The sequence below is a fragment of the Ideonella aquatica genome (assembly GCF_018069755.1).
Taxonomy (GTDB): domain Bacteria; phylum Pseudomonadota; class Gammaproteobacteria; order Burkholderiales; family Burkholderiaceae_C; genus Ideonella; species Ideonella aquatica.
On the sequence record NZ_JAGQDE010000015.1, the window covers coordinates 11,454 to 23,445 of the forward strand.

The 11,992-nt window shown below is 71.7% G+C and carries 12 protein-coding genes and 1 pseudogene; all 13 read left to right on the forward strand.

Annotated elements, in window-relative coordinates; genetic code table 11:
- Positions 1–68 precede the first annotated feature (68 nt).
- Positions 69–950 carry a polyprenyl synthetase family protein gene (locus KAK06_RS16195; RefSeq protein WP_210803175.1) on the forward strand — a complete coding sequence of 294 codons (882 nt, stop codon included), beginning with the start codon at positions 69–71 and terminating at the stop codon, positions 948–950.
- A complete protein-coding gene (locus KAK06_RS16200; protein ID WP_210803176.1) occupies positions 920–2,107 on the forward strand; it encodes a methyltransferase in 1,188 nt (395 codons plus the stop codon). The genes KAK06_RS16195 and KAK06_RS16200 overlap by 31 nt, the downstream gene beginning before the upstream one ends.
- Before the next feature lie 66 nt (positions 2,108–2,173).
- On the forward strand, positions 2,174–3,118 hold the full coding sequence (gene bchC / locus KAK06_RS16205; RefSeq protein ID WP_247652924.1) for a chlorophyll synthesis pathway protein BchC: 945 nt from the start codon (positions 2,174–2,176) through the stop codon (positions 3,116–3,118).
- The gene (locus KAK06_RS16210; protein ID WP_210803178.1) at positions 3,115–4,122 is read left to right on the forward strand and encodes a chlorophyllide a reductase iron protein subunit X; all 1,008 of its coding nucleotides are present in this window, start codon (positions 3,115–3,117) and stop codon (positions 4,120–4,122) included. Before bchC ends, KAK06_RS16210 begins: the two co-directional genes overlap by 4 nt.
- 7 nt (positions 4,123–4,129) lie before the next feature.
- Positions 4,130–5,656 carry a chlorophyllide a reductase subunit Y gene (gene bchY / locus KAK06_RS16215; RefSeq protein ID WP_210803179.1) on the forward strand — a complete coding sequence of 509 codons (1,527 nt, stop codon included), beginning with the start codon at positions 4,130–4,132 and terminating at the stop codon, positions 5,654–5,656.
- A gap of 3 nt (positions 5,657–5,659) precedes the next feature.
- Positions 5,660–7,138, forward strand: a complete 1,479-nt coding sequence (bchZ, locus tag KAK06_RS16220) for a chlorophyllide a reductase subunit Z (protein WP_210803180.1) — start codon at positions 5,660–5,662, stop codon at positions 7,136–7,138.
- Between the two features lie 117 nt (positions 7,139–7,255).
- Positions 7,256–7,405 carry a light-harvesting antenna LH1, beta subunit gene (gene pufB / locus KAK06_RS16225; RefSeq protein WP_210803181.1) on the forward strand — a complete coding sequence of 50 codons (150 nt, stop codon included), beginning with the start codon at positions 7,256–7,258 and terminating at the stop codon, positions 7,403–7,405.
- Positions 7,406–7,441: 36 nt separating this feature from the next.
- Positions 7,442–7,663: a hypothetical protein gene (locus KAK06_RS16230; protein ID WP_210803182.1), complete on the forward strand. Its 222-nt coding sequence runs from the start codon at positions 7,442–7,444 to the stop codon at positions 7,661–7,663.
- A 15-nt stretch (positions 7,664–7,678) separates the two neighbouring features.
- Positions 7,679–7,861 (forward strand): light-harvesting antenna LH1, alpha subunit, encoded by a 183-nt coding sequence (pufA, locus tag KAK06_RS16235; protein WP_210803183.1) that lies wholly within the window; start codon positions 7,679–7,681, stop codon positions 7,859–7,861.
- A gap of 178 nt (positions 7,862–8,039) precedes the next feature.
- The gene (gene pufL / locus KAK06_RS16240) at positions 8,040–8,864 is read left to right on the forward strand and encodes a photosynthetic reaction center subunit L (protein ID WP_210803184.1); all 825 of its coding nucleotides are present in this window, start codon (positions 8,040–8,042) and stop codon (positions 8,862–8,864) included.
- 41 nt (positions 8,865–8,905) lie between these two features.
- Positions 8,906–9,868: a photosynthetic reaction center subunit M gene (pufM, locus tag KAK06_RS16245; protein WP_210803185.1), complete on the forward strand. Its 963-nt coding sequence runs from the start codon at positions 8,906–8,908 to the stop codon at positions 9,866–9,868.
- Positions 9,869–9,937: 69 nt separating this feature from the next.
- The gene (gene pufC / locus KAK06_RS16250) at positions 9,938–11,008 is read left to right on the forward strand and encodes a photosynthetic reaction center cytochrome PufC (RefSeq protein ID WP_210803186.1); all 1,071 of its coding nucleotides are present in this window, start codon (positions 9,938–9,940) and stop codon (positions 11,006–11,008) included.
- A 45-nt stretch (positions 11,009–11,053) separates the two neighbouring features.
- Positions 11,054–11,896, forward strand: a pseudogene (ispH, locus tag KAK06_RS16255) (4-hydroxy-3-methylbut-2-enyl diphosphate reductase); the annotation flags it as partial.
- Positions 11,897–11,992: the final 96 nt, after the last annotated feature.

The window sequence follows — 11,992 nt, forward strand, 5'->3', positions numbered from 1 at the left end:
TGATGCTGTTGACAACCGCGTCAGGCCGGCCGCTCCTCGGTCGGCCGGGCGTCACACCGGGGAGCCTGATGGACATTCGCAACCGGATCGAGGCCTCGCTGCAGCGGGCCCTGGAAGGCGCCCTGGTCGACGACGCGCCGCCGCGCCTGGCGGCTGCCGTGCGGCACGCGGTGTGGCCGGGCGGCGCCCGCGTGCGGCCGCGCCTGTGCCTGGCCGTGGCGCTGGCCTGCGGCGACGACGACCCGCTGCTGGCCGACGCGGCCGCCGCAGCGATCGAGCTGCTGCACTGCGCCTCGCTGGTCCACGACGACCTGCCCTGCTTTGACAACGCCCGCCTGCGGCGCGGCCGCCCCTCGGTGCACGCCGCCTATGGCGAGCGGCTGGCGGTGCTCAGCGGCGACGCGCTGATCGTGCTGGCATTGCAAGGCCTGGGCGCGGTGGGTGCACGCGCGCCGCAACGCCAGCCCGCGGTGTGGGCGGCGGTGACACGCGGCATCAGCATGCCCCACGGCATCGTCGCCGGTCAGGCCCAGGAGTGCGAGCCGCAGGTGGTGCTGAGCGACTACCAGCGCGCCAAGACCGGCGCCCTCTTCGTGGCGGCCACCGTGGCCGGGGCCGAGGCCGCGGGCGTGCCGGGCGCCCCCTGGCGCGCGCTGGGCGCCTGCCTGGGCGAGGCCTACCAGGTGGCCGACGACATCCGCGACGTGGTCTCTGACCCCCAGGCCCTGGGCAAGCCGGTGGGCCAGGACGAGATGCACGACCGCCCCAGCTCGGCCCGCATGCACGGCCTGCTGGATGCGACGCGGCACTTCGCCGAGCTGCTCGACGAGGCCGCCGCGTCCATCCCCGCCTGCCCGGGCCGCCATCACCTGCAGGCCCTGGTGCGCGCCGAGGGCGAGCGCCTGGTGCCCACCGCGTTGTGCGCCGATCTGCTGCGCCAGGCGGCCTGAGCGCCGCCACCACGGTGGCCCCCTGGCGCGACCGCTGGTCGCTCTGGCGTGACCGCCTGCTGGCCAGTCCGCGCTTTCGCCAATGGGCGGCCGGCTTTCCGCTGACGCGCTGGGTGGCGCACCGCCGCGCGCAGTCGCTGTTTGACCTGGTGGCCGGCTTCGTCTATTCGCAGGTGCTGCTGGCCTGTGTGCAGCTGCGCCTGTTCGACCACCTGGCCGACGGCCCGCTGACGGTGTCCGCGCTGCAGCCGCGCCTGGGGCTGGACGCCGCCGCCACGCTGCGCCTGCTGCAGGCGGCGCAAGCGCTGCAACTGGTGGAGGCACGCCATGGCGGCCGCTGGGGCCTGGGCCCGCTGGGCGCGGTGATGGCCGGCGACCGCGCGATCAGCGCGATGGTCGAACACCACGGCGCGCTCTACGCCGACCTGGCCGATCCGGTGGCGCTGCTGCGCGGCCAGGCCCGCGACAGCCACCTGGCGGCCTTCTGGCCCTACGCCACCACCAGCGCGCCAGGCCAGCTGGGCGACGCCGACGTGGGCGCCTACAGCGAACTGATGAGCGCCTCGCAGCCGCTGGTGGCCGAGCAGGTGCTGGACGCCGTGGACCTGCGGCGCTTTGCCTGCCTGATGGACGTGGGGGGTGGCCAGGGGCGATTCCTGATCGAGGCCGGCCGGCGCGCCCCATCGCTGGCGTTGCGCCTGCTGGACCTGCCAGCGGTGGTTGAGCGCGCGCAGCGCCAGCCCGAGTGGCAGGCGCTGGGCGCGCGCGCCAGCGTGCATGGCGCCGACTTCCTGCGCCAGCCGCTGCCCGGCGGGGCCGACATCGTCTCGCTGGTGCGCGTGGTGCACGACCACGATGACGAAGCTGCACAGGCGCTGTTGCGCGCCGTCCACGCCGCGCTGCCGCCGGAGGGCCGATTGCTGCTGGCCGAGCCGATGGCCGACACGCCCGGCGCCGCCCGCATGGGCGACGCCTACTTCGGCTTCTACCTGCTGGCCATGCGCAGCGGCCGACCGCGCAGCGCCGCGCAGTTGGCCGCGATGCTGCAGGCCGCTGGCTTCCAGGCGCCGCATGAACACGCCACGCGCCAGCCGCTGCAGACGCGGGTCCTGATGGCGCTCAAGCCGGTCGCCAACGTCCCCGGCGCCCGGGCGTAAATCACCCTTGACAACTCGACATGTCAGCGTACAGTGACACTCAACATGTCAATTTCTACTGACACCTTGGCCGTTGTCCTCGCCTCGCCCGAGCACCTGCAGCTCGAGCGCCTGGCCCTGTCGCCGCGCGGCGAGGACGACCTGCTGGTCGAGGTGGAATGGAGCGGCATTTCCACCGGCACCGAGCGCCTGCTGTGGAGCGGCCGCATGCCGCCCTTCCCCGGCATGGGCTATCCGCTGGTGCCGGGCTATGAGTCGGTGGGCCGCGTGGCCGAAGCTGCCGCCAACAGCGCCTTCCGCCCCGGTGACCGCGTCTTCGTGCCCGGTGCCAACTGCTTCGGCCCGGTGCGCGGCCTGTTCGGTGGCGCCGCGCGCCGCCTGGTGGTGCCGGCGCGCCGCGTGGTGGCCGTGGACGAGGCCCTGGGCGAAGACGCCGTGCTGATGGCCCTGGCCGCCACCGCCTACCACGCGGTGGCCCGCGGCGGCCACTGCGAGCACCCCGAGCCGCCCGAACTGATCGTCGGCCACGGCGTGCTGGGCCGCCTGCTGGCGCGCCTGAACGTGGCCGCCGGCTGCACCAACACGGTCGTCTGGGAAACCGACGCCCGCCGTCAGGACGGCGCCCGCGGCTACACCGTGCTGCACCCGGATGACGACCCGCGGCGCGACTACAAGAGCGTCTGCGACGTCAGCGGTGATGCGGCGATGCTGGACGTGCTGATGCAGCGCCTGGCCCCCGGCGGCGAGATCGTGCTGGCCGGCTTCTACCCGGACCGCGTGTCCTTCGCCTTCCCGCCCGCGTTCATGCGCGAGGCGCGCATCCGCGTGGCGGCCGAATGGCAGCGCCCCGACCTGCTGGCGGTGAAGGCGCTGATCGAGTCCGGCGTGCTGCCGCTCGACGGCCTGGTCACCCACCACTGCGAGGCCACCGAGGCCGACCAGGCCTACCGCACCGCCTTTGGCGACGCAGCCTGCCTGAAGATGATCCTGGACTGGAGACACAGCGCATGAACTCTCCCACCGAGGTGCCTGTGCAGGTGCTGCGAGATCTCCAGCTGCGCGCCGAGGCCGCGATCGAGCCCGACGCCCCGTCCACCGGCCCGGTCAAGCAGGGCACGCAGATCATCGCGATCTACGGCAAGGGCGGCATCGGCAAGAGCTTCACGCTGGCCAACCTCAGCTACATGATGGCCCAGCAGGGCCGGCGCGTGCTGCTGATCGGCTGCGACCCCAAGAGCGACACCACCAGCCTGCTGTTCGGCGGCAAGGCCACGCCCACCATCATCGAGACCAGCAGCCGCCGCAAGGCCGCTGGCGAGGCGGTGGCGATCGGCGATGTCTGCTTCAAGCGCGACGGCGTCTACGCGATGGAGCTGGGCGGCCCCGAGGTCGGCCGCGGCTGCGGCGGGCGCGGCATCATCCACGGCTTCGAGACGCTGGAGAAGCTCGGCTTCCACGACTGGGGCTTCGACTACGTGCTGCTCGACTTCCTGGGCGACGTGGTCTGCGGCGGCTTCGGCCTGCCGATCGCCCGCGACCTGTGCCAGAAGGTCATCGTCGTCGGCTCGAACGACCTGCAAAGCCTGTACGTGGCCAACAACGTCTGCTCGGCGGTCGAGTACTTCCGCAAGCTCGGCGGCAACGTCGGCGTGGCCGGCCTGGTGGTCAACAAGGACGACGGCACCGGCGAGGCCCAGGCCTTTGCCGCACAGGCCGGCATCCCAGTGCTGGCCAGCATTCCCGCGCACGAGGACATCCGCCGCAAGAGCGCCGCCTACGAGATCATCGGCCGCCCCGACGGCGCCTGGGGTCCGCTGTTCGGCCAGCTGGCCGACGCCGTGGCCGAGGCCCCGCCGCAGCAGCCCCGCCCGCTCAGCCAGGACGGCCTGCTGGCGCTGTTCTCGGGCAGCGCGGTCGGCCGCGACGTGGTGCTGCAGCCGGCCACCGACGCCGACATGATGGGCCGCGCCGTGGTGGCCAAGCCCTCGCTGGAGGTGGTCTACGACCCCGAGTGAGCCAGCGATGACCGTGTCCACCCTGCCCCTGCACGACGGCGCCCCCGAGGCGCTGGGCTGCCACGCCTCGGCCGAACAGGTCGCGGCGCTGGCCCAGCAGCTGCCCGAGTCCACCGCCGACACGCTGGCGCGCTACGCCCGCGACTACCCGCAGGGCCCGCACGACCAGCCGCAAAGCATGTGCCCGGCCTTCGGCTCGCTGCGCGTGGGCCTGCGCATGCGCCGCGTGGCCACCGTGCTGTCGGGCTCGGCCTGCTGCGTCTACGGCCTGAGCTTCACCTCGCACTTCTACGGCGCGCGCCGCAGCGTGGGCTACGTGCCCTTCAACAGCGAGACCCTGGTCACCGGCAAGCTCTTCGAGGACATCCGCGAGGCGGTCTTTGGCCTGGCTGACCCCGAGAAGGTCGACGCGGTGGTGGTGATCAACCTGTGCGTGCCCACCGCCAGCGGCGTGCCGCTGCAGCTGCTGCCCCGGCAGATCGACGGCGTGCGCGTGATCGGCATCGACGTGCCCGGCTTCGGCGTGCCCACCCATGCCGAGGCCAAGGACGTGCTGGCCGGCGCGATGCTGCGCTATGCCCGCGCCGAGGCCGAGTCCGGCCCGGTGCAGGCCCCGCGCGGCGGCCGCGCCGAGCGACCCAGCGTGGCCTTCCTGGGCGAGATGTTCCCGGCCGACCCGGTGGTGCTGGGCGCGCTGCTTGATCCGCTGGGCCTGGCCGCCGGCCCGGTGGTGCCCACCCGCGAATGGCGCGAGCTGTACGCGGCGCTGGACGCCAGCGTGGTGGCCGCGATCCACCCCTTCTACACCGCCAGCGTGCGCGAGTTCCAGGCCGCTGGCCGGCCCATCGTCGGCTCGGCGCCCGTGGGTGCCGAGGGCACCGACGCCTGGCTGCAGGCCATCGGGCGCAGCGCCAACGTGCCGCAGGCGATGATCGACGCCGCCCGCAACCGCTTCGTGCCCGCGGTGCGCGGCGCGCTGGCGGCGCAGCCGATCCGCGGCCGGCTGACGCTCAGCGGCTACGAAGGCTCGGAGCTGCTGGTGGCCCGGCTGCTGGTGGAGAGCGGCGCCGACCTGCGCTACTGCGGCACCGCCGCCCCCGCCACGCCCTGGAACGCCGAGGACCGCGCCTGGCTGGCCGCGCACGGCGTGCATGTGCAGTGCCGCGCCTCGCTGGAGCAGGACCTGGCCGCGATGCGCGCCTTCAAGCCCGACCTGGCGATCGGCACCACGCCGCTGGTGCAGGCGGCCAAGCAGGCCCGCACACCAGCGCTGTACTTCACCAACCTGATCTCGGCGCGGCCGCTGATGGGCCCGGCCGGTGCCGGCTCGCTGGCCACGGTGATCAACGCCGCGATCGCCAACCGCGCGCGCTTCGAGGCGATGGACGATTTCTTCGGCGCCTCGGGTGTCGGCCAGGGCGACCGCAGCGGCGTCTGGCAGCAGGCGCCGCAGGAGCGGCCGGCCTTCCGCGCCGACTTCCGTCGCCGCGTCATCAAGATCCAGCAGGCGGCGAACGCGCCGGTGGGGGTGTAGACCATGCTGGTGCTGGACCATGACCGGGCAGGCGGCTACTGGGGCGCGGTGTACGTGTTCACCGCGATCAAGGGCCTGCAGGTGGTGATCGACGGCCCGGTGGGCTGCGAGAACCTGCCGGTCACCAGCGTGCTGCACTACACCGACGCGCTGCCACCGCACGAGCTGCCGATCGTCGTCACCGGCCTGGCCGAAGAGCAACTGGGCCGCGAAGGCACCGAGGGCGCGATGCGCCGCGCCCACCGCGCCCTGGACCCCGACCTGCCCGCGGTGGTGGTGACCGGCTCGATCGCCGAGATGATCGGCGGCGGCGTCACCCCCGAAGGCACCGGCCTGCTGCGCTTCCTGCCACGCACGATCGACGAAGACCAGTGGCAGTGCGCCAACCGCGCGATGAGCTGGCTGTGGACGCAGTACGGCAGCAAGCGCATCCGGGCCGCGACGCCCGCGGCCGAGCGACCCGCCGGCCAGCGCCCCAAGGTCAACCTGATCGGCCCGAGCTACGGCGTCTTCAACGGCCCGAGTGATCTGGCCGAGATCCGCCGCCTGGTCGAGGGCATCGGCGCCGAGGTGAACCTCAGCTTCCCGCTGGGCAGCCACCTGGAAGACGTGCCGCGCCTGGCCGAGGCCGACGCCAACGTCTGCCTGTACCGCGAGTTCGGCGCCGCGCTGTGCGAGCAGCTGGAGCGGCCCTGGCTGCATGCGCCGATCGGTGTGCACAGCACCACCCGCTTCCTGCGCACGCTGGGCGAGATGCTGGGCCTGGACCCCGAGCCCTTCATCGAGCAGGAAAAGCACACCACGCTCAAGCCGGTGTGGGACCTGTGGCGCTCGGTGACGCAGGATTTCTTCGCCACCGCCAGCTTCGCGGTGGTGGCCGGCGCCACCTACACCCGCGGCCTGCAGCGCTACCTGGGCGAGGAGCTGGGCCTGCCCTGCCAGTTCGCGGTGCCGCGCGTGCCGGGCGCCAAGACCGACAACGCCGAGGTGCGCCGCCTCACGCACAGCCGCACGCCGCTGGTGATGTTCGGCTCCTTCAACGAGCGCATGTACCTGGCCGAGCTGGCCGGCGGCCATGGTCCGCGGCCCAGCTACATCCCTGCCTCGTTCCCCGGCGCCATCATCCGCCGCGCCACCGGCACGCCCTTCATGGGCTATGCCGGCGCCACCTATGTGCTGCAGGAGGTCTGCAACGCCTTCTTCGACGCGCTGTTTCATGTGCTGCCGCTGGCCTCGGCGCTGGATGCGGTCGAGCCCACGCCCGCCCGTCTGGCGCCCGAGCGCCCGCGCGCCTGGGACGACGAGGCGCAGCGCCTGCTCGACGAGCTGGTGCGCGCGCAGCCGGTGCTGGTGCAGATCTCGGCCGCCAAGCGCCTGCGCGACCGTGCCGAGCACGAGGCCCAGCAGGCCGGCGAAGACCGTGTCACCGCCGAGCGCATGGCGCGCGTGCGAGACACCCTGACCACGGGAGTGCCGGCATGAGGCCGCTGCCACCCCGACCCCACGTTCCGGCTGGCAGCCCTGCCACCGGGCGCCCTTGCCGCGCGGGATGGAGCCGCGGTATCGGCCGCAAGGCCATTGAGAAAAGGAACCCCCACTATGGCTGATGACCGTAAGGGCTCCCTGTCCGGACTGACCGAGCAGGAAGCACGCGAGTTTCACGGCATGTTTGTGACCAGCTTCATCGCGTTCACTGCGATCGCGATCGTCGCCCACATCCTCGTGTGGAACTGGCGTCCCTGGCTCTGAGCCAGGCCCGCCTTCAACGCTCCTGAGGAGCAAGAGATGACCGCTTCCACCCTGAAGTCCGACCTTGGCCACACCCGGGGCGCCGAGTCCTCGCGCCTGGTGTTCTGTGTGTGCTTTGCGATGTTCCTGGTGATCGCCGTGATCGCCCAGCTGCTGTTCATTCCCTGGCGCAGCTGGCTGACCGGTGCCGAGGACCATCGCTCGCTGATCGGCGGCGTCAGGTCGGCGGTCTACACCCTGTTGTCCAACATCCCTTGACTGGAGAGACAAGACATGTGGAGATTGTGGCTGTTGTTCGACCCGCGACGGGTCCTGATCGCGCTGTTCACCTTCCTGTTCGGACTGGCGCTGCTCATTCACTTCATCCTGCTGAGCACCGACAAGTTCAACTGGCTCGACGGCGCCAAGAAAACCAAGGCGGCGACCGTCCAGGTCGAGGCACCGCCCAAGGGCTAGTCCCGGCACCCACCCTGCGCCTTCGGGTGCAGGGTCCGGGCCGGAGACCCCCTTGTTCACCGTCCCTCGGCATCCGAGCCTGCCGCCTGCCCACGGGCAAGCGACCGGCCGCATGCCGACCCAACACCTGATCGGCGCAGCCCCTTTTTGACGAGCTGCGTCTGCATGGGAGTCGGCCATGGCCATGCTCAGCTTCGAGCGCAAATACCGCGTCCGCGGAGGAACCCTGATCGGAGGCGACCTGTTCGACTTCTGGGTCGGTCCGTTCTACGTGGGCTTCTTCGGCGTCACCACTGCGTTCTTCGCGACGCTGGGCACCGCGCTGATCCTCTACGGCGCCGCCCTGGGTCCGACCTGGAACCTGTGGCAGATCAGCATTGCGCCGCCCGACCTGAGCTGGGGCCTGCGCCTGGCGCCGCTGGCCGAAGGCGGGCTGTGGCAGTTGATCACGATCTGCGCGCTCGGGGCCTTCGTCTCCTGGGCGCTGCGCGAGGTCGAGATCTGCCGAAAACTGGGCATCGGCCTGCATGTGCCGGTGGCCTTCAGCTTCGCGATCTTTGCCTACTTCACGCTGGTGGTGATCCGCCCGATGCTGCTGGGCGCCTGGGGCCATGGCTTCCCCTACGGGATCATGAGCCACCTGGACTGGGTGTCCAACACCGGCTACCAGTACCTGCACTTCCACTACAACCCGGCGCACATGCTGGGCGTGAGCTTCTTCTTCGCCACCTGCTTCGCGCTGGCGCTGCACGGCTCGCTGATCCTGTCGGCCACCAACCCGGGCAAGGGCGAGCCGGTCAAGGCGCCCGAGCACGAGAACACCTTCTTCCGCGACACCATCGGCTACTCGATCGGCTCGCTGGGCATCCACCGCCTGGGCCTGTTCCTGGCGCTGTCGGCGGCCTTCTGGAGCGCGATCTGCATCGTGCTGAGCGGCCCGTTCTGGACCCGCGGCTGGCCCGAGTGGTGGAACTGGTGGCTGAGCCTGCCCGTCTGGCGCTGAACATCCCCACCCACGGCCCCTAGACAACAACAGGAGTCCCCATGGCCGAGTACCAGAACCTCTTCACCCGCGTCCAGGTCCACGCGCCCGCCTACCCGGGCGTGGCGCTGGCCGAGGACAAGCGCGCCGGCACCCCGGTGCATGTGCATCTGCTGGGCCGCTTCGGCGACGCGCAGATCGGCCCGATCTACCTGGGCTGGCTGGGCGTGGTCGCGCTGATCCTGGGCTTCGCGGCCTTCGAGATCATCGGCCTGAACATGCTGGCCTCGGTCAACTGGAACCCGATCGAGTTCGTGCGCCAGTTGCCCTGGCTGGCGCTGGAGCCGCCGGCGGCCGAGTACGGTCTGAGCATCCCGCCGCTCGAGAAGGGCGGCTGGTGGCTGATGGCGGGCTTTTGCCTGACCATGGCCATCCTGCTGTGGTGGGTGCGCATGTACCGCCGGGCGCGCGCGCTGGGCCTGGGCACGCATGTGGCGTGGGCCTTTGCGGCGGCGATCTGGCTGTACCTGGTGCTGGGCTTCATCCGCCCGGTGATGCTGGGCCACTGGAGCGAGGCGGTGCCCTTCGGCATCTTCCCGCACCTGGACTGGACGGCGGCCTTCTCGCTGCGCTACGGCAACCTGTTCTACAACCCCTTCCACATGCTCAGCATCGCCTTCCTGTACGGCTCGGCGCTGCTGTTCGCGATGCACGGGGCGACGATCCTGGCGGTCACCCGCTTCGGCGGCGAGCGCGAGATCGAGCAGATCCTGGACCGCGGCACCGCCAGCGAGCGCGCCGCGCTGTTCTGGCGCTGGACCATGGGCTTCAACGCGACGATGGAGTCCATCCACCGCTGGGCCTGGTGGTTCGCGGTGCTGTGCCCGCTGTGCGGCGGCATCGGCATCCTGCTGACCGGCACCGTGGTCGACAACTGGTACCTGTGGGCGGTCCAGCACGGCGTGGCGCCCAGCTACCCGGCGGCCTACCCGGTCGCACCGGACCCGGCCCTGGCCCCGCAATGAACCGATGTCCGCTGATGCGCCCGCACCCCACGCCGTCGGCGGCCCGTTGATCCCGCAGGAGCAACCCACATGAACATGCCTCAACGCGGCCTGCTGGCCGCCGCCCTGAGCCTCTGCGCCCTGCTGGCAGGCTGCGAGCGCCCGCCGATGGAGAGCACGCAGACCGGCTACCGCGGCACCGCCATGGGCCAGGTCAGCAACCCGCGCCTGACCGAGCCGCTGCTGGCCGCCCAGACCGTGCCCGAGCCGCTGGCCGCGGTGCCGGCGCCGCCCGGCTCGCCGCTGGCCAAGGACACCTTCAAGAACGTCAAGGTGCTGGGCGATCTGCCGGTGGGCGAGTTCGTCCGCACGATGCAGGCGATCACCAACTGGGTGTCGCCGCAGCAGGGCTGCGCCTACTGCCACGCCCAGGGCGCCGAGCTGTCCGACGACACGCTCTACACCAAGGTCGTGGCGCGGCAGATGCTGTCGATGACGCGCCACCTCAATGCCGACTGGCAAAGCCACGTCAAGCAGACCGGGGTGACCTGCTACACCTGCCACCGCGGCAACCCGGTGCCGGCGCAGGTGTGGTTCAACCAGGACGGCGGCAAGCACGCCGGCGGCGCCTCGGCGCTGGGCTATGGCCAGAACCATCCGTCGGTGCAGGCCGGGTTGACGTCACTGGATGTGAATGTGCTGTCGCGCTACCTGGTGGGCGCCGAGACCATCCGCACCGCCACGCCGCAGGCCCTGCCCATGGGCAGCACCACGACGATCCGCCAGACCGAGAACAGCTTCGGCCTGATGATCCACATGAGCCAGTCGCTGGGCGTGAACTGCACCCACTGCCACAACACCCGCTCGCACACCGACTGGGCGCAAAGCCCGCTGGCGCGCACCCAGGCCTTCCACGGCATCCGCATGGCGCGCGAGTTGAACAACCAGTACCTGCTGCCGCTGACCTCGGTCTTCCCGGACCACCGCAAGGGCCCGGGCGGCGATGTGGCCAAGATCAGCTGCGCCACCTGCCACCAGGGTGTCAACAAGCCGCTGGCCGGCCAGTCGATGCTGAAGGACCATCCGGCGCTGGGTGTGGTGTCGATGAGCCCGGCCACCGCCGCACCGCCCGCGGCGACCACCGTGGCCGCGCCCAACTGACGCCACCCGTCGTACCCCGCCCCCTTCACCTGCCTTCACAGCGCCATGGCCACGCAGCCCCTGCAGATCCTGCTGGCCCAGCCGCGCGGCTTCTGCGCGGGCGTGGAGCGAGCGATTGACAGCGTGGAGCGGGCGCTGGCGCGCTTCGGTGCGCCGCTGCACGTGTTCCACGAGATCGTCCACAACCGCCAGGTGGTGGACGATCTGCGCGGCCGCGGCGTGGTCTTTGTGAACGACGTGGCCCAGGTGCCGCGCGGCGAGGTGCTGGTGTTCAGCGCCCACGGTGTGGCCGACAGCGTGCTGGACGCCGCCCAGGCGCGCGGCCTGCGCGTGATCGACGCCACCTGCCCGTTGGTCAGCAAGGTGCACCAGCAGGTGCGCCAGTACAGCGCCGACGGCCGCCGCGTGATCCTGATCGGCCAGGCCGGCCACGACGAGGTGGAGGGCACGCGCGGCGTGGCGGCCGCCGAGCCCCTGGAGGTGGTGGGCAGCGCCGCCGACATTGCCGCGCTGAACTGGCCCGCCGACACCCGCGCCGCCTATGTGACGCAGACCACGCTGTCGATCGACGACACCGCTGGCCTGATCGACACGCTGCGCCAGCGCTGGCCTGATCTGCAGGGGCCCAATACCTCGGACATCTGCTACGCCTCGCAGAACCGCCAGTTCGCGGTGCGCGCGCTGGCGCGCCAGGTCGACGCGGTGCTGGTGGTGGGCGCCCGCCACAGCGCCAACGCCGCCCGGCTGCGCGAAGTGGCCGAGCAGGCCGGCGTGCCCGCCTGGCTGATCGAACACGTGGGCGAACTGAACCCCGCCTGGCTGGACGGGCTGCAGCGTGTGGGCATCACCGCCGCTGCGTCCACGCCGCCGTCCTTGGTGGACGCACTGTGCGATCGGCTGGTGGCGCTGGGCGCCTCGGCACCGCGCGCGCTGCCCGGCGAGGTCGAGCGGGTGCGCTTCAGGCTACCGGCCGGCCTGGACACG